This window comes from Streptomyces sp. TOM-9 (genome assembly GCF_056858595.1).
This window is the reverse complement of the sequence record NZ_JBXEQB010000001.1, coordinates 88238-104857: the sequence shown is the minus strand read 5'-3', so window position 1 is coordinate 104857 and position 16620 is coordinate 88238. Positions and strand designations below refer to the sequence as shown.

General features: G+C 68.2%; 15 protein-coding genes and 3 pseudogenes. 3 read left to right on the top strand and 15 right to left on the bottom strand.

Translation table 11 applies throughout. The features are described 5' to 3' along the window. Positions 1–94 precede the first annotated feature (94 nt). The 9 genes and pseudogenes from AC1VWI_RS00495 to AC1VWI_RS00455 all read right to left on the bottom strand — a co-directional run bounded on the left by AC1VWI_RS00495 (position 95) and on the right by AC1VWI_RS00455 (position 8357). Positions 95–1321 carry an acyl-CoA dehydrogenase family protein gene (locus tag AC1VWI_RS00495; RefSeq protein ID WP_499508851.1) on the bottom strand — a complete coding sequence of 409 codons (1227 nt, stop codon included), beginning with the start codon at positions 1319–1321 and terminating at the stop codon, positions 95–97. Beyond that, on the bottom strand, positions 1318–1740 hold the full coding sequence (locus AC1VWI_RS00490) for a hypothetical protein (RefSeq protein ID WP_499508850.1): 423 nt from the start codon (positions 1738–1740) through the stop codon (positions 1318–1320). The genes AC1VWI_RS00495 and AC1VWI_RS00490 overlap by 4 nt, the downstream gene beginning before the upstream one ends. Next, positions 1737–2156 (bottom strand): hypothetical protein, encoded by a 420-nt coding sequence (locus tag AC1VWI_RS00485; RefSeq protein ID WP_499508849.1) that lies wholly within the window; start codon positions 2154–2156, stop codon positions 1737–1739. The genes AC1VWI_RS00490 and AC1VWI_RS00485 overlap by 4 nt, the downstream gene beginning before the upstream one ends. Further along, positions 2153–3763 (bottom strand): hypothetical protein, encoded by a 1611-nt coding sequence (locus AC1VWI_RS00480; RefSeq protein ID WP_499508848.1) that lies wholly within the window; start codon positions 3761–3763, stop codon positions 2153–2155. Before AC1VWI_RS00480 ends, AC1VWI_RS00485 begins: the two co-directional genes overlap by 4 nt. Further along, entirely contained in the window at positions 3751–4431 is a 681-nt protein-coding gene (locus AC1VWI_RS00475) for a nitroreductase (protein WP_499508847.1), read from the bottom strand. The genes AC1VWI_RS00480 and AC1VWI_RS00475 overlap by 13 nt, the downstream gene beginning before the upstream one ends. After that, positions 4428–5924: an arsenate reductase/protein-tyrosine-phosphatase family protein gene (locus AC1VWI_RS00470; RefSeq protein ID WP_499508846.1), complete on the bottom strand. Its 1497-nt coding sequence runs from the start codon at positions 5922–5924 to the stop codon at positions 4428–4430. The genes AC1VWI_RS00475 and AC1VWI_RS00470 overlap by 4 nt, the downstream gene beginning before the upstream one ends. A gap of 339 nt (positions 5925–6263) precedes the next feature. Next, positions 6264–6662, bottom strand: a pseudogene (locus AC1VWI_RS00465) (IS701 family transposase); the annotation flags it as partial. A gap of 449 nt (positions 6663–7111) precedes the next feature. Next, positions 7112–7822, bottom strand: coding sequence for a TRADD-N-associated membrane domain-containing protein (locus AC1VWI_RS00460; protein WP_499508845.1), 711 nt, complete (start codon positions 7820–7822; stop codon positions 7112–7114). A 253-nt stretch (positions 7823–8075) separates the two neighbouring features. Beyond that, positions 8076–8357: a hypothetical protein gene (locus AC1VWI_RS00455; protein WP_499508844.1), complete on the bottom strand. Its 282-nt coding sequence runs from the start codon at positions 8355–8357 to the stop codon at positions 8076–8078. Positions 8358–8607: 250 nt separating this feature from the next. Here AC1VWI_RS00455 and AC1VWI_RS00450 point away from each other — a divergent pair, with 250 nt between their 5' ends. Next, positions 8608–9621, top strand: a complete 1014-nt coding sequence (locus tag AC1VWI_RS00450) for a helix-turn-helix domain-containing protein (RefSeq protein ID WP_499508843.1) — start codon at positions 8608–8610, stop codon at positions 9619–9621. A 319-nt stretch (positions 9622–9940) separates the two neighbouring features. Next, positions 9941–10924, top strand: coding sequence for a helix-turn-helix domain-containing protein (locus AC1VWI_RS00445; protein ID WP_499516688.1), 984 nt, complete (start codon positions 9941–9943; stop codon positions 10922–10924). Positions 10925–11064: 140 nt separating this feature from the next. Here the strand turns inward: AC1VWI_RS00445 and AC1VWI_RS00440 are convergent. Continuing rightward, positions 11065–11259 (bottom strand): annotated as a pseudogene (locus AC1VWI_RS00440) (transposase); the annotation flags it as partial. Positions 11260–11283: 24 nt separating this feature from the next. Beyond that, a complete protein-coding gene (locus AC1VWI_RS00435; protein ID WP_499508842.1) occupies positions 11284–11805 on the bottom strand; it encodes a carboxymuconolactone decarboxylase family protein in 522 nt (173 codons plus the stop codon). A gap of 46 nt (positions 11806–11851) precedes the next feature. Between AC1VWI_RS00435 and AC1VWI_RS00430 the strand changes: the two are divergent. Further along, positions 11852–12253: pseudogene (locus AC1VWI_RS00430) on the top strand (3'-5' exonuclease); the annotation flags it as partial. A 93-nt stretch (positions 12254–12346) separates the two neighbouring features. Here the strand turns inward: AC1VWI_RS00430 and AC1VWI_RS00425 are convergent. From AC1VWI_RS00425 to AC1VWI_RS00410, 4 genes are all read right to left on the bottom strand, one after another. Then, a complete protein-coding gene (locus tag AC1VWI_RS00425; protein WP_499508841.1) occupies positions 12347–12808 on the bottom strand; it encodes a hypothetical protein in 462 nt (153 codons plus the stop codon). Positions 12809–13077: 269 nt separating this feature from the next. After that, positions 13078–13869: a helicase associated domain-containing protein gene (locus tag AC1VWI_RS00420; RefSeq protein WP_499508840.1), complete on the bottom strand. Its 792-nt coding sequence runs from the start codon at positions 13867–13869 to the stop codon at positions 13078–13080. Next, a complete protein-coding gene (locus tag AC1VWI_RS00415) occupies positions 13866–14513 on the bottom strand; it encodes a helicase associated domain-containing protein (protein ID WP_499508839.1) in 648 nt (215 codons plus the stop codon). Before AC1VWI_RS00415 ends, AC1VWI_RS00420 begins: the two co-directional genes overlap by 4 nt. Positions 14514–14800: 287 nt before the next feature. After that, positions 14801–15169, bottom strand: coding sequence for a DoxX family protein (locus AC1VWI_RS00410; RefSeq protein WP_499508838.1), 369 nt, complete (start codon positions 15167–15169; stop codon positions 14801–14803). Positions 15170–16620: the final 1451 nt, after the last annotated feature.

Genomic DNA, 16620 nt, shown 5'->3' with positions numbered 1-16620 from the left:
CGGCCGGCCCTGATCGCGACGACGTGGCGGCCCACCCGGGCGGATCGGGTGACCCGCCGTCGTGCGGTGGTGTGACGCGAGGCCGGTGCGGACGTCAGAGTCTGTGGAAGAACGGGTCGTACGGCTCACCGAGGACTGCCCGGCCGATGGTGGCCAGCACGTGGTCATCGTTGTCGTGGAGCTTGTACAAGGTCAGATCGCGCAGGATCCGCTCCACCGGGCTTGGGCGGATCAGGCTGCGGGCGCCGCACGCGCGGATGACGTGGTGCACCGTTTCTTCCGCCAGATGCCCGATCACATGCCAGGCCCTGCTGCCGGCGATCCGGGCCTCGTCGAGGTTGCCTTCGTCCCACAGACCTGCGACCTGGCGCAACCAGAGGCGGGCGGTCTCGACATTGACCGCCATGCTGCCCACCCGCTGCTGCACATAGGGATCGCCGCTCTTGCCCTGCCGTTTCACATACGCGAGCCCGTACTCGTATGCGGCCAGGGCGCCGCCGAGGAAGCTGGCCGCGTACTGCGGGACGAAGGCGGTCTGCCACTGCCCGTCGAAGTAGCCGCCGGGGCTGCCGATGAGATGCTCGCGCGGTATGACGGTGTCGTGGAAGCGCACCACGTGGCTGGCCGTCGCGCGCATACCGACGGGATCCCACCACGACGTGTCCACGGTCACGGTCGGGTCCGACAGGTCGCAGGCGAGCAGCAGGAGCCTGCCGTGGACCTCCCGGCTTTGGCGTGCTCCGCCGGGGCCGGCCGGATCGACGAGGAGGATCGCCCACTGCGCGCCGGTCGCGCCGGTGGCGAACGCCTTGCTGCCGCGGAGGGTCCAGCCGCCCCGGACGGGGGTCAGCGTGGTGCCGAAGCGAGCGCTCTCGCCCGGCTTGGGGGTCTGGGGTTCGCCGCTCCAGGCGGCCCATTTCTCCCCGTGTTCCACCACGCCGGTGAACCAGCGCCGCTTCTGCTCCGAGGTGGCGAGGGCGTCGATGAGGACAAGTGAGTTGGCGTGCCCTTCCCAGCAGCGGGCCAGCGACAGATCGGCCTTGGCCAGCGTGGTGGTCATCTCCCACAGGGGGAGGGTATTGCGTTGCGCGGGGCCGTAGCCCAGTCCGCCGTACCCCCGGGGCACAGCGGCGCCCAGGAGACCGTCGGAGAACAGATCGTCGAAGTCCTCGGTGGGAAAGGCGGTCGTGCGGTCGTACTCATCGGCACGGGGGGCGAATCTGTCTTCGGCGAGCTTCGCCACGGCACCGAGAACTGCCTGGTCGTCGCCGACCGCCAGTTTGCGGGCCGGACGGGTGGCGTGGCCCAGGTCGTCGGTCATATGGGGGTGGCCTCTTCGAAGCGGAAGAAGTGGGCGCGGTACATCGTGTTGGGTATCCGGGTTCCGGCGGGATGGACGGTATGGACGGTATGGACATCGATGGTCAGCAGGCCGCGGTTGAGGTAGCCGACGAGGACCACCTGCCGGGAGTCGAGCGGGCCTTCGGCGAGAAAGGCCACGGCCTCGGTGGCGTCGATGTCGTCGGCCAGCGGGACGGCGGGCAAGATGGCTCTGGTGACTGGCGTCGTGGTCGACGCGAGCGCGCCTTGTGGGGGCTCCGGGCCGCCACGCTCAGTGATCCGCAGCGTGAGCCCGCTGCGGTCGATCGCGGCATCGACCACGTGGATACCGGTGGCGGTGGTGTCGCAGTTGACCCAGCCGCCTGCCAGCGTTCCCGGATCGACGGCATGTGCCGTCATGGCCGTGCCTCTGCCCGGTGGAAGAACGAGCGGGCCCAGTGATCGGTACCCTCGCCGGCGTCGCTGAAGACGGTGCATGTGGTGGTCACCAGGACGCCCGTCTTGTGGTACGCGCCTACAACGGTGCGCTGCGAGCCGAAGTCGTAGACCACCGAGAACGACGAGGCGACCGACGGTGTGTCCGGCATGGTGTAGAGGACCGCCGACGCCTCACCCCAGTCGCGTGGTTGCGGGCTACCGGTGCCGAAGGCCCTGACGAACATGCCCCCCTCGTGCCAGGTCACGCTCAGCCGGTGGGCGCCCTTCAAACTGCGCTCGTCGGTGTTGACCCAGTCGCCCAGCAGCGCCGAGACGTCCGGCATGCCGGGCGGCCGCGGTGTGGCCGTTCCGGCAGAGGACGCGGAACGGGTCGTCATGGTGCCTCCCTGCTCGTAGGGTGCGTCGGGGCGAGTCCCGCTGATTCGGTGAGGTCGTGGGCATCGGGCGGCTCGGCTTGGCCGAAGCAGACGGTGTGCAGAGGCAGTGCCTCGGGCAGCGGATGGCCTGTCAGCAGCTTGAACTGCTCCTGTACTTCGATGAACAGGACCTCCCAGCCGTCGATGCCGATCAGTCCTCGGGCGCGGGTGGCGCCCATGAGCGCGGTCGGCGGATTGCGGTAGGCCATCTCCAGCACCGCCGCGTCCCAGCCGACGGTGGAGACCGGGAACGGCTCCTGTTCCACCAGGGGCGTGGCATGAGCGAGCACGGTGTACCCCGCCGGGGAGAACCGGGACAGCGGCACATAGGGAAGCCCGAGACGCGAGGAGGCTGCCCGGCCCAGCGCGAGTCCTCGGTTGACCAGGGTCACCCGGGCTCCGGCCTGGCACAGGGCCAACGCGACGGCCCGCCCGGCACCGCCGCAACCGATGACGGCGGCCCTGCGGCCGCTCGGATCGACTCCGGCCCGGGCGAGGGTGTGCAGGGCAGCGGAGGTGTCGGTGGTGGCCGCGCGCCAGCGTCCGGCGTCGAGGCACAGCAGGTTTGCCGCCCCGCACCCCCGTGCCTCCGGGTCGGCGATGTCGGCCGCTTCGAGCGCGCTCTCCTTGTGGGGGGCGGTCACGGTCAGCCCGCGCAGCGGCGGTCCGCCCAGCGCCCCGAAATCCATGGCCTGGTGCAAGAATCGGGAGAACACATCCACCTGGAAAGGCAGGTAGAGCGCGGGCAGCCTCAACTCCCGCAACGCCGCGTTGTGCAGCCGGGGCGACAACGACCGCCCGGGGGCACGCCCGGCAATGCCGAACAGGCCGCTGAGCGGGGGCAGCGCGGGCAGGCCGTAGTCGGTGAGGAGTTGGCTCACGCTGGGCATCCCGTCCGCCCCGGCGATACCAGCCCGGCCGAAGACTACGGGTGCCCCCAGCCACGGCGCCAGCACCCGGGTCCAGGTGCCGGCCGGACCGGACGCGAACGCCGTCACATCGGTACGTCCTAGCCCGGTGAGCAGCAGCGGCGCTGCCCATCCGCCCTGTGTGCCCGACTGCGGCACGAGGAGGTACTGGGCCGCTGGTACGGCGGTCATCGCGGCGAACCGCTCGAGCAGTGCCGCCGAGCCATGGAGCAGACCGGACCGGAGGCCAGGGTCGGCCCGTTGCTCCGGGTTCGGGGGCGCGTGCCAGGAGATACGCCGCTGCTGGGCCGCGATGTCCGCCAGCAACTCCGGCGCCACGTCGTCCATGGCCTCCAGATCGACCAGGTCGTAGTGGTCCGCTGCGCGCAGCAGCCGGGTGCGCCGCTCGACCGGGCCGGCGGTGGAGCGGCCGCCGTGTCGCGGCGAGCGCAAACTGTAGGTCAGCGGTCCGGGAAAATGCCGGCGCAGCCGGCGCGGATCGGGATCGCCGATGAGGTCGGCGCGGACCTCCAGCACGTCGGCCACTCCTGCGAGGGCACGCAGGCGAGCCGCGGTGAGGTCTTCCGGTTCGGCGATCACCGCCACCAGACGGGCCCGACGCCCGACGCCGGCACCATATCCGCTCGTCAATCGCGCCACTGGACGTACTCCTCCAGACCGGCCCGCCGCGGAACGAACCGATTGACCGGGGCCGCCTCGTCCGCGTACCCGACTGCCAGAGTGCACACGACGAGCCGGTCGGCGTCGATTCCCAGCTTTAGGCGCAGCACATCCCCGTAGCCGGCGACACTGAACTGCGGGCAGCTGCTCAGGCCCCCTGCCACCAGTCCGAGCATGACGTTCTGCAGGAAGAAGCCCATCTCCAGGAAGGTGCCCGGCACCGCGTTCCCGGGCAGATGGCAGACCAGTGCGGTCGGTGCCCCGTAGAAGCGCAGGTTGTCACGGAGGTGGGCCCGAGCGGCGGCGTGGTCCGGGGCGGCATGGCCCTTGGCGAGCAGTACTCCCGACGCGGCGTGCCCGGCGCGGCGCTCGACGGCGTCGTCAAGCGACGGCGGCCGGTTGGCGTAGTCCGGTCTGGGCGGATCACCGCGGTCGAAGCTCTCGCACAGGGCAGCCACCAGCGCCTCCAGGGCGCTGCCGGTCACCACCGTCACCTGCCACATCTGGGTGTTGCGGCTCGAGGGTGCGTGGCCGGCGGCCAGGAGTACCTCCGCCAGGACCTCCCATGGCACCACCCGGTCCAGAAAGGCTCTCGTGCAGTGGCGGGAGGTGATCAGGGACAGACCGTCGCGGAGCCCGGGCGTCATCCGTAATCACCCTCGTCCGAGCGCGGGGCCGCAGCGCCGTCCGGGACGCCGAGGAGCTCGCAAAGCCGGACGTGCACGGACCGCTGGATGTGCCGGGCGCACCTGCGGTGCACGTCCAACGGCTGCCCCTCCGGATTGGGGATGTCACGGAGCGGGTCCAGACACAAGGCGCGGCCCTCGGCCTCGGGCGCCATGGCGATCACCCTGTCGCGGTGGGCTCGGGTCATGCAGTAGATGACGGAGCTGACCCGGCAGACCTCCGGGGTGACCGGGCGTGAGCGGTGGCGGCGCGGATTCCCCCGGCCCGGCACCCGCTGCAGACCGAGTTCAGCGAGCGCGGACCGGGCGTCCTCAGTCATCGGGCTCGCAGGCTGCGTCGTCGCGACACCCGCGCTGGAGAACCGGAAGAGGTGTGGGACTCCCGCCTCCGCGGCCTGGGCCCACGCGATGACCTCGGCCATGGGCGAACGTGAGGTGTTCCCGCCGCAGACGAACAGCACGCGGCATGCCGTGCCGGTGCAGCGGGTCCGCCACCAGACGACGGCTGATGGATAGGACAGGGCCCCCGCCGCGCCGACACCGAACGCGAGCGCGATCAGCTGAGAGGTCCCCGGAGTTTGGAGTCCGGCCACCCACGCGAGCGAGAATGAGGCGACCAGGCCGGACATCAGGCTGGCGAACGCCCATGCCGGCACACCCCAGGTGTACTCCCGCCGGTCGAGATAGATCAGCGTAGCGAAGACGAACAGCACCTCATATGCCACTCCTATCCCCGCTGCCGCCAGGGCGGCAGGGGTGCCGAGGAATGTGGTGAAACCCGCGCGCAGTTGCGGTTGCCCGACCAGCGCCCCTGCCCCCAGCAGAAGAACCAGGCATACGGGTGCCGCGACATGCTCCTCCGCGAAGTAGCGGCGGTCCGTTGCCACAACCCCGTTCTTGGCCACCCGGATCATGATCTCGAACCGGCCGAGGTAGCCGACGAGGTAGGTGAGGACGCTCAGCGCGGCAGCGAGCGGGAGGAGATAGCTGTGCACATCGCCGAGAGCCACCGAAACCGCTATCAGGCTGAGGCACAGCGCTACCCAGGAGGGCGTCGTCACCCGCCGCTTGCGGGTCATGTCGACCAATGGGGAGAGGACCAGGACTCCTCCCCGCATCAGCAACAGCATGAAGAGGATCGAGACACCGGAAAAGGTGTAGTTCATCGTGGTGGAGCCGATGATGAGCGACGTAAAGAAGCCGGCCGTCAGCGTCTCCCGGCCCGGTACCGGTATCCGCGCGTTGCCGATCCCGCTCCGCCGCATGTGCCGCCACCGACCAGTGAGGCCGAAGAAGACGGTCAACGCCGCGAGCTGTCCGAGGACGGCTGCGGGCAGCAGCTCGAAACCGTTGACCGGTTGAGTCGACAGCGGAGTCACGCCGCTGGCCAGTGCCTTCACCAGCATGGCGTAGGGAATGTACGAGACGAAGTAGCCGAAGGTAAGCCAGCCCATGTGCACAACCCGTCGCTGATCGAACGTCGAGGTCTCAACACGGTGAGTCCGGGATCGACACGCCTGACCGACACCTGGCCGGAGCACGTGCCGGACAGCTTTCTGGACGGTTGACCTCCGCGCACAAGGCAGTCGCGAATGCTGCCCCTTTGTCGAGGGGTATATTGTGGACAGCCGCGAATCCCCGGGACCGCTTCAGAAAAACGAGCCGCTCCTCCTGGGGTGCACGAATTTCCGCGGCCCAACAGGACCTACCAGCCCAGCCAGTCCCGTACGCCTTTCAAAAGGCTACCTCCGGCAGGCATGTACGGCCAGCGCGCGCGGCGCACGTACCCGGCCCAGGGTGATGTGCCTGTGACAGGCGGTCCAGTGCCTGACCTGGTGTTGCTCCAGTCCCGTCTGTCCTTTGGCGGCCTGGAAGCACTCCTCGATGCTCCAGCGGATGCCGCCGACACGGATCAGCTCGGACAATGCCACCGCGTCTGGTGACCAGCACGGGTAGAAGGCCAGCTCACGGGCGCTGGGGTTGCGGCGGACGAGCAGGTAGCAATGGTCGTCGTCGCCGATGTGGACCCAGGCCCAGTCGAAGTAGCGCAGGCCTTTCGCGCCTGCTCCTGCGCTGTGCCGGTGCCAGGCGAAAGCGGGCAGTCGGTCGGCGACGATCTGTGCCTGGACCGGGCTGCGGCCGTCATTGATGCGCACCCTTGTGGTGCAGGCGACCGCGAGGACGTAGCCGACCTTGAGGGACGTGCACACCGGACCTGGCAGCGGGTTGACGGCCGAGCCGCTCTATACCGGGAAGACCGCGCGTGGGTTCTGACTGGCGGCGAGCGGCGCCAGGGCCGCCCGTGATCCGTACCTCCCCCTGGGACCGGCAGTACCTGCCCCCTGCGGCCAGGCCCGCCTGGCAGCCGACTGTGTACAGCCGCCGGAAATCGGGTGTGAAGCCTCCACGACCAAGCCGGCGAACGTGGCTGCCGCCGCTCTCAACCTTCCGGGCGCGGAACAGGCGGCCCGGGCCAACTTGCCTTGGCAGCGTTCCACTTCATCGGCAAACGCGGACCCAACTCACCGCACGGCCTTTTGCCTGCACGTGCCCGTTGAACGCCACCGAGGTGACCGCGGCGGGCGGGGTGACGGCGAGGACCTCGTCCCCGTCACGCAGTTCCATTGCGTGACGGGGGGACCTATGCGGCCTGTTGCTCCTTGTTGGCAGCTACCGGTGCAGCCGCCGGGGCGACCATGGCCTGAGCGATGGCCACCACAACCTCGCGCCGCTGCTCGGCGGTCAGACCGGCATCGGCCACGAGCCTTTCTGCAGCGAGGAACCTGGAGAACTCCAACGGCTGGTCGAAGTACGACCTTGGATGTGTAGCCGCAGCCTCCTGGGACCGGACGAACGTTTTGCTGACGTAGCCGGCCAGGGCTGCGGAGACCGCGCCGAGGCCACCGGCGACGATGCTTCCCGCAGTAGTGCTCGCCTTCAACGCGACGATGACAAAACCGACGAGTAGAGCAAACCCTAGCCCCATTGAGATCTGGGCATTCCGGAAAGACTTCTTTGCCTGCTCCAGTGCGATCTGGTGGTAGAGAACGAGCCGCGCGTGCGTGAGTTTCCACTGCTCTGCCAGGGTCAAGCGGTGGCTCTCGGCCTGGCTTGCATACGGGTTGCCGTAGTGCCCAATGGGGGTGTTGTTCGATGAAGGCGTGGTGACGGGGGGTCCGTCGTTACCCACGACGATGGTATGCGCGTGGAGGCGAACAGCATTCTCTAGGTCGCGCTCCGCTTCCCGGACGCGAACGCGACTAGCCTCAATTGCAGACTTATTGGCAAATAGGACGCTAACCCGTATCGCGAATAGCGCAATTGATATCGCGAGTAGCGCGGTGGCGATCAACTGCACTTCCGGTGAGCCAAATTGGACGACGGCCCAAACGCCGACCGCAGAGGGCAAGAGCGAGCCGAAGGCTTGCCAGGGCCTCATACGAGGCCGCGCCGTACTTGTGCCCCTGGTGGTCGGCGCCTGGGGCTCATCGCTGCTCGGCATGAGCAACAGCATGGCGACCGCCCCGGGTGTCGTCCACCCGTTCCGTGACACACGGCAATGCGGCCCCTGCCGTGCACAGGTGGCGGCCGCCGCTCGACGCCGGTCAGCCGGCGGTCGGTGTCTGTTCCACGTCGACGACCTTCACCGACCTGTTACTGGAGACCTTGCCGTTTGTGATCTCCTCCTCTGGCGGGACCGTGTTGCCGGTGTGGACCATGCCGACGCCGAGCTTGTTGGCCGTCCCGCCCGTCCCTCCGAGGTTGTCGCCGTCCTTGTCCAGCCACAGCACGCAGCAGGGCAGCCGCACGGCGCGGTCGATGGCGTCGGGCAGTACGGACTTGCCGTCTGGGGTGATGAGAGTGTGCTCGGGGAGCGGGCCCCGCATCGCCTCGTGCGGGGCTCGGGTCTCCCGGCGCCGGACTCCGGCACAACTGGCCGGCCGGGGTATCCGGGTTTTCCCGCAGTTTCCCGATCGCATGTCTGGGGGTGTCCCGCAGTCTCGGCCGGGAGGCGGTCGGTGACCGCGGCTGGGCTTTACGTTGGCAGGGTACGGGCTTCCCGGCGTCGCGCGATGCGTGGACGCGTTGCGCAGGTCCCGGGAACGCAATGGCTCCCTGGCAATTTGCGAGGGCATCGTGATCCAAGCATTCCGCACTGACAGCAAACCGCCCGATGAGCGGACCGAGTACTGGGCAGACGCCGTGGGCCAGGCGTTCATCCAGATGGAGGTCCGTAGCCTGGGAGAGGCCATGATCCATGGCGCCATTCGACGGGCATGCGTGGCGGGCGTCCAAGCCGGCGTCATCGAGACAAGCCCGCAACGGCTGGCCCGGACCGCGCCGCTCATTGCCGCGGACGGCGACGAGTCGCTGGTGGTGAGCCTGCAACGAACCGGTGCCGGCGTCGCGCGTCAGGACGGCCAGGAGACCCCGGTCGCCGCCGGCGAGTTCGTCATCCTCGACACCCGCAGGCCCTACGCCGTCGAGTTCACCGGCCCGGTACGACGGCACCTCGTCACAGTCCCGCGCGAGATGCTGGATCTCCCCGACTCGGCACTGCGCCTGGCCACCGGCCGGACCTACTCAACCGGCCAAGGCATCAGTGGAATCCTCGCGTCGTACGTGAACGGACTCGTCACGATGACGGATCACTGCATCTACGCGCCGACTGCGAAGGACTATCTCAGACGGGGGATCGTCGACGTGCTGACGGCCCTGGTCGCCCTGCAGGGCAACATCAGGGACGAAGCGGCCACGCCTGCGGCGGAGGCGGACCTGTTGCGACGCCTGCGCAGCTACATTCGCGCCCACCTGCAAGACCCCACACTCTGCCCGGCCTCACTCGCGGCCGCACACCACATCTCCGTTCGCTACCTGTACCAGCTCTTCCAGGACGAGCCCATGACCGTCGGCCGTTGGATCCAGCGCCTCAGACTCGAGGCATGCCGAAGGGACCTCGTGTCCCCGGAACTCGCGGGGCAGACCGTGGCGGCCGTCGCACACCGCTGGGGCTTCGCCAGCCACGCGCACTTCAGCCGCACCTTCCGTGCGGTCTACGGCGTGTCTCCCGTGGAGTGGCGGCAGGTCGGCGTCTTGCAGACTGATCCTTTGCAGGCCTTCGATCTCCCTTCTCACCAACACGGCGGGTGATCGGTGCTGCCGTACCGATCCGCGCCACGCGATGCGGGCGCATGCGTGGATCAGGCAGGCTCGTCCTGCGGCCTTCGCCTTGGATGGCTCGGCGCAGCCGAGGGTTGGCTTGCCCGAACTGGTCGGCGACATGCGCGCTGGACTTGGTGGCGAAGGAGGCGGCCCGGTGCCGCCTGAGCCGGTTGATCGCTCGCTCGACAGCCAAGCAGAAATAAAGATGCGCAATGCAGTAAAACCTGCGAAATGGGCCACTGGCCGCAGTACCACGGAAAATGTGCCCGCTACGCAGGCTCCGCGACCTGTTCAGGAGGAAGTCCGCATGGTAGTTCGACTCGACGCCGCGTCGTTGGCTCCTGGTCATCGTGCGGACGCGATCCGTGAATTCTCGTGGTCCATCAACGGGCGCGTAGAGGTGGACCTTCCGCCGAATCCGCATCGCCAGCGGGCCTATGTGACCACCAACGCGCTGGGGTCGGTGAAAGTCTCGGAGATCGGCTGGAACGTGGCCCGCCTCCTGTGCACCGCTGCCCCGGTGGACGAGGACATGGTGCCGCACGTTCTCGTCCATCTCCAGGAGGCGGGGGTCTCCGATGTCCGCCAAGGGGGTAGGCACGCACTGAGAAGGGCTGGGGATCTCACGGTGCTGGACAATGCGAAGCCCTATGAGGTCCTTTTCCACGGCTCAACAGATTCGGTTCTCGTGCGCGTGCCCACGCATGTCCTGGGGCTGCGGCCGTCCTTGCTCGACCAGGTCACCGCCGTGCCACTCAGTTCGGAGCGCCCGGTCGTGGGTGCCACAGCAGCATTCTTCACCCGGCTGGCCCGCCAGCAGGCCGCGGCCGGCGAAGCTGAGACCGCCCTGTTCACGGAGCCCAGTGTCGACCTGATCAGGGCTGTGGTCACCGTGGCCCTGGACCGGGACGATCTGGCCAGAGCGCCTTTGAACAGCACACTTCTTGTGCGCGTTCAGGAATACGTCCGCCTGCATCTGGCAGACCCCGACCTGACCGCCGAACGTATCGCCGCCGAGCACGACGTTTCCGTACGCTGGCTGTACGTGACCCTGTCCCGAGCGGGTATCACCCTCAGTGATTGGATCAGGACGCAGCGCCTCGAGGAGTGCAAGAAAGAACTGGCCTCGCCAGTGCATCAGTTCATGACGATCGAGGCCATCGCCCACCGGTGGGGGTTCGCCAGCGCGGCCCACTTCAGTCGCGTTTTCAAGACCACGTACGGTGTGAGCCCCCGCGAGCTGCGGTTGCAACACACGGCGGGGAGAGCCAACTCTCACCAGCCTGACTGACGCCGGGCCCCGTGCCGGGCTTCCGTGACCCAGGGGGTTCCAACGCTCGGGACCGGTGGGCGACGACACCCGCCGGCCTCAGGGCGCGAGCGCGCCGAGGCGGTCGGCGGACCCGATCACCCAGCCGAGCAGCTCCAGACATAGACCGTCTTCCACGGCCCGAACCGTTCCGGCAGGTCACGCCACTGCACACCGGTCCGGACCCGGTGCAGAATCCCGTCGATCACCTGCCGGTGATCCCGCCACCGGCCAGAACGCCTATTGCTGCTGACCGGCAGGAATGGCCGCGACCGTTCCCGCTCTGCATCTGTCAGATCACCCCGCCCCGTATTCACATCAACGACCCGGACACCGAGCAGTCACGTGGTCGGCCGGGCAAGTCCTCGTTGTTCTGGCCGGTGGCGTCGCGGCGGGCGAAGACGGTTTCGGCGGCCTGAAGGGCCTCGTCGGCCTTGACGAAGCCTGCGACGGCTGCCGTCAATGTGAGGGGCCGCGACGATGTCCTTCCGGAGCACGCCGGCGTTGAGGGCCGCCTCGATGTGGAAGGCAAGCTGCGTGGTGGCGCCACCGAGGGCAGTGACGGCCGAGAGCAGGCACAGACGCCTGGTCGGGTCGTGCAGGCCGATGCCGGCGAGAAGGTCACCGTAGAGGTGGCCGACAGCCAGCTGGTGCAGGCCCGGGGCGTACTTCTCGGCGATGTCCCATCCTTCGCTGCTGGGCAGGGCCTCGGGGTTGAGTGCCGCGAGCATGGCCGCGCCCTGGGTGAAGCGGGCGTCCTCGGCTGTGCGGCCGGTGTCGGCAGTGAGGTGTTCGTGCGGCTTGGCTGTGCCCTGGTCGTCGCGCTGGTCGAAGACCTGCTTGCCGTAGCGCAGGGCGGTCATGGCGTTGGTGATGCCGATGCTCAGCGCGAGGTGGGTGAAGATCTCGCAGCCCCTGGTCGACCTCGTCGACTACCACGGCGCCGACGCCGTCCTGGCCGTGGTCAACCGACTGGTCCGCGAACAGGACGCGCAGGTGACCGTGTCGACCGCGCACAAAGCCAAGGGCCGCGAATGGCCCCAGGGTGAGATCGCCGACGACTTCCACCCATCCGAGGACAGCGACGAAACCGACGAGCACTGAAACCCTCTGCCCGGTCCGATCGACGACGCCGACGCCCGCCTCGCCTACGTTGCCGTCACCCGCGCCCGTACCCGCCTCGACCTCGGCGGGCTGACCTGGATCAACGACCCCCCCGATGGCAATCCGCAGTGGTCGCAGGATCCGGCTCGAACCGTCTGCCGAAATGACTCTGGCACGCGTAGCGTGAATCCGGCGGCGACATCGTAAGTCCATTGCGAAACCGCCCACCTGCCCGTGGACCTGGGGGCGGCCCAGCCCATGGCCCGCCCCCAAAGTGCCGTTTCAGCAGAGTGTGTGAGGCTATGCGGTGTAGCAGTGAGGCCGGCCGTAGTAGTCGAGTTCGCAGATGACCCTGTCGTAGTCGTGGAAGCGTGTCCACATGAAGGCCGTGGGGGACTGGGCCCAACTGCCGTCCTGGTAGATGTAGTTCGATTCCACCATGACGCCGTCCGCGTCATAGAACCAGCCGAATTCGCTGTCGCTGGACTTTCCGGACGGGAGCCATCGCGTGTTGCAGTTCCAGGTGGCCCGAACCACGTTGGCGCTGCCGTCGTTCCCGCCGCTGGGGTTCCAGATGTTGCACTTGCTGGCGCCGTCGCTGAGGAAGCGGGCGGTTTTGACGGTGTAGCTCGACGGCAGCCTGTTCTCTACCGTCCCGAACGCTCCCGCGTGAGCCGTTGACACCGGGCCTGCGAGGGTGAGGGCGTTCGCCCCGAGCGTGAGGAGGGCGATGGCTGCGATGCGAAGCTTGTTCTTGATCAAATTCTCCCCCTGTGATGCCGTTTCGACGGGCTGATTCTGGCGACGAAGAAATGGCATGTCAATGTCAAGAGCTTTTGTCTCAAGCGCAACAACTGCATGCAGATCTCGCCGTGGTCGTCGGCGTCACCGTGGCAGTCAAGGCACCCGGCTGGCGGATCCGGTGGGCGGACACCACCACGGGCGCTCGTTCTGCACGTCCCGGAAGCCCGCCATGCCTTGAAGCCCTGTGCTGGTCTGGTTGGCGGGTCGGGGCCGGCGGGCCTACAGGGTCAGCCGGCCCCGGATGTCCGGTCGGTGTGCCGGGTGTGGTGGCATACGGCGTCAGCTGCGCCGTGGCCGGGCCGCGATGTGGGAGAAGGCCTGGCCGACCGCCACCTGAGCGGAGTGGCGCCACATGACAGATCTGCCTCGCCCGGACCGCCGAGGGCCGAACCGCCGTAGGACTGGGTGGCCGCCCTGACGACAATCCTGCGTCGCCAATGAGGTCTCCTCGGCGCCCGACAGGTTGGGCACCTGGTCGGTCGGCGGGCGGCGCTGAGGTTGGCGGCCCAGATCTGTGTCCGGGTGCGTTTCGGCTTTGCAGCCCTCAGGGCCGGCGTGCGTTCCTCCGGAGCGGTGGTGATGCCGAGGATCTCGGTCAGGAGCCATTGCTGGACGGTGGTGAGGGTGTCCCACTGGGTTTGCTGAGTGTGGATCCAGCGGCCCATGTCTTCGCCGTGGATGACGAGCTGGGCGTCCCGGTCAGGGAGTGTGCCGCCGGCGGTGTGGTAGGTGCGGGCGAGGTGGAAGCAGCGTTGCCACACCACGGGCCAGGTGGGGCACCAGGCGGGGTCGATGTCTTCGAGTGCCTGCCGCCGGTCGCGGTCCAGCCCTGCGGCCTTCCGGCTACCAGCTGCACTGCTGCAGCGGGCTGCTGCGCGCTGGTTCTTCAGCCATTGGCCGATGGCGTAGCCCTGCCAGGTGGCGTCGGTGGGGGCGAGGGCCTGGCCGTGTTCGGCGGCCCAGCCGCGTGCAGCGGCCAGGCCCTCGGTGAAGGCGAGCTCCCCGTGGCTCCAGATCATGCCGAGCTCGGCGACTGCTGAACCCGTTCGGCGTCGAGAAGGCTGCGGGTGTGGGCTTGGCGCTGGCGGGTGATCCACACACCGAGGGGGAAGCCGTCGGGAGTGCGGTGTCCGTAAGGGACGCGCAGGTCGCCGTGGTCGCCGTGGTAGGCGAGGGCTGCCTGCAGGCCGCGCCGCCAGAACTCGGACTCCGGCTGCAACACCCGCAGGCTGATGAACGCCGCCAGCTGCGCAGGGTCCCGCGGCGCGGAGAACGACAGCAGTCCACTCGCCGGCGCACTGACGCCTCCCAACTCGCCATGCCCTCCACCGGCAGCCCCAGATGGGGCGGACCGCCGCCGGGATGCCGCCTGCGGGGTGGCCAGCTGCTCGACGGCCTCGGTGTCATGTGCGCGCAGTGCGGTCAGGGCCTTGGTCAGGCCCTCGTAGGAGCGGGAAGAGAGCATGTCGTCGGAATCCTCGCCGGGGCTGAGGAAGACCGGGACGATCGCGGAGGCCGTTTTGCCTTCGCCGGGCTGCATACGCAGGGCCCGGCCGACGGCCTGGACGATGTCGACCGTGGACCCCAGGACGTCCGCGAAGACCACCGCATCACAGTTCTTGGTGTCTACGCCCTCACCCAGCACCCGCACCGAGGCCGGCACGCACCGCTCCATCACCGCCCCCTCGGCGGTGGCATTGGTGAAGGGCCCCCGATTCCGCCGCGCACCCAGTCCCCCTTGCTGGCTAAGGGGGTGGGAACGACGTAGGGCCAGGTCCCCGAAGCCATGGGGCCAGCGGTGAGAACCGGGGCTGGCTGTGCACCCGCTGGCGTCGGCCTGCGCGGACGGTGGGCGAGGTTGTCGCCGATGCCCACGGCGAGGTCGGCGAGCCGATGCGGTTGAATTCCGCAGTGGGAGCGTCTCACCTTGGAGCCGGGTGAGGGCAGCTCCTACAGTGACGCGGCCAGCGTGAGAGCCGTGGCCGCGGCCATGGGCAGCAGCGCGATAGGGGTGATCGCTGCATTGCGGGTGGCGCTGTCGCTGTACTCGCCCTTCTTCGCGTGGAAGCTGATCGCGCCGATGAGTACCACTACCGCGCCGGCAGCGGCTGCGATACCCAGCGGCTGCCACCAGATGCCGATACTCAGCCCGACAGCCGCGGCGACCTCCGAGAGCCCTACGAAGCGGACGAAGCCGGAGCTGAGCCCCTTCTGGATGAGGCCGTCTGGGACGGCGCCCTTGAGCTGCACCTTGGGAGCGCCGGCGGCGAGGAAGACGAGAGCAAGCAGAACACTGAGGATGACAGCGGCTATGTACACAATGATTCCTAGTCGAAAAGAGCACGTGACGACGGGTCCACACGAAGGCGTGGCATGCCTTGTGATGCGCTCCGGTGAACTTTGCGTCGGTCGACAAGCAGTCTGTGCTTGTCGGTAAGACAGACCTGGCGGCACCGACTCCTTGAACACGCGCAGGCGATCGACGATCAAGGGGAGCACGGAAAGGTTCGGTTCTGTCTGGCCCGGGTTCGGCAGGACTGGTCCGACTCGTGATGCGGCGCCCAACCTCTTCAACACGTGGCAGAGCGACCCACTCCGAGGGCCGAACCCTCCCGCACGCCATGAAAGCATTACTTGACGCGTCAAGCAAACTTGTGCTCGGTCGAGCTCATCGCGAAGCGGGGTTGAGTCCCCTCGGCGCAGAGCCATGAAGCGGTTACTCATTGACGCGTCAAGGAGTTAAGCTGTGCCAGCAGGTGCCGACCGCGCAGTCCCCCGTCGCGGTCGGCGCTTGCCCTTTGCTGCTCAGGGGTCGCTGCCCCTCGCTAGCGAGCGCGCTGCTACGGGTCGAGGCTCCATCTGAATTGAGGTCCGTCGCTGCAGCACCTCGAGGCAACCCTGGCAGTGGGTGCAGCGTTCCTACGGGGAGATGGGCCCCGTCGCCTGCGCGCCGAGCCGAGGAGGCATCCGTGCCCCGGGGCCGATGGGTTTCGTTCGACCCCGCCCACTCCCGTCCTGGCGGTACGGGCCGATCTGGACTAGGAGCTGGTGCCGGGTGGCTATCGCAGGCCCCACGGTGTCCGTCTACCTGAGCGGCAGAGAACGTAGTTCGGGGAATCGGGGCGCACACGAGTGCGCACGGCGCACTGCCAGATAGCGGAGAGAGGCTCCCGTTCCGTGGACAAGCAGCAGTTGCGCCCAGCTCCCGGCGCGCCTGCCGGAATGGACCTGCGCATGTGTCGTCGCCTCGGGGGGGGGGCTATCGCGTGCGCCGGACGGCGGATGTCGTGGAGCGGGCGGTTACGACTTGACGCTCATTGCGTTTCTCCCCCCGGGTCTCAGGATCGTCGATGCCCGGTCGTGCCCTGCCGGGTGCTTGTGCCCAGGCCCGCGGCCCGTCAACCCGGCGCTGGCGGCCCCGCGGTTGTCCCCGTTCGCAGCCGATTACCTCAGTGTCGAACACGCAGAAATCTGTGTTGGCTGAAGTAGACATTGGACGGTGGTGTGGTTATGGTTTCTCTCGTAGCCCAGAGGGACCAGAGGGCCTGGCAGAGACGAACTGCCGGTCAGCAGTATCCGCAGTACAGCTAGTTGCAGTGTGCAGGACGGTGCGGTGGTGGAGTTCCGAAGCCACGGTCGTTGCAGGGCGGCGACGGGACTGACGACCGGACCGGGTGGCCCGCAGTGATCAGGGGTCGCCGTGAGCAGTACCTGCAAGTTCAGTTCGCACTACCCAGCAGTGAAGTGAGTGGGCAGTACCTCGGTGAAGG

Coding starts and splice junctions, on each gene's coding strand:
- AC1VWI_RS00490 (WP_499508850.1), bottom strand. CDS start 1,740: ATGACGGCACATGCCGTCGATCCGGGAACGCTGGCAGGCGGCTGGGTC.
- AC1VWI_RS00435 (WP_499508842.1), bottom strand. CDS start 11,805: ATGACCGCCCTGCGCTACGGCAAGCAGGTCTTCGACCAGCGCGACGAC.
- AC1VWI_RS00495 (WP_499508851.1), bottom strand. CDS start 1,321: ATGACCGACGACCTGGGCCACGCCACCCGTCCGGCCCGCAAACTGGCG.
- AC1VWI_RS00445 (WP_499516688.1), top strand. CDS start 9,941: ATGGTAGTTCGACTCGACGCCGCGTCGTTGGCTCCTGGTCATCGTGCG.
- AC1VWI_RS00485 (WP_499508849.1), bottom strand. CDS start 2,156: ATGACGACCCGTTCCGCGTCCTCTGCCGGAACGGCCACACCGCGGCCG.
- AC1VWI_RS00475 (WP_499508847.1), bottom strand. CDS start 4,431: ATGACGCCCGGGCTCCGCGACGGTCTGTCCCTGATCACCTCCCGCCAC.
- AC1VWI_RS00470 (WP_499508846.1), bottom strand. CDS start 5,924: ATGGGCTGGCTTACCTTCGGCTACTTCGTCTCGTACATTCCCTACGCC.
- AC1VWI_RS00420 (WP_499508840.1), bottom strand. CDS start 13,869: ATGATCTGGAGCCACGGGGAGCTCGCCTTCACCGAGGGCCTGGCCGCT.
- AC1VWI_RS00455 (WP_499508844.1), bottom strand. CDS start 8,357: ATGCGGGGCCCGCTCCCCGAGCACACTCTCATCACCCCAGACGGCAAG.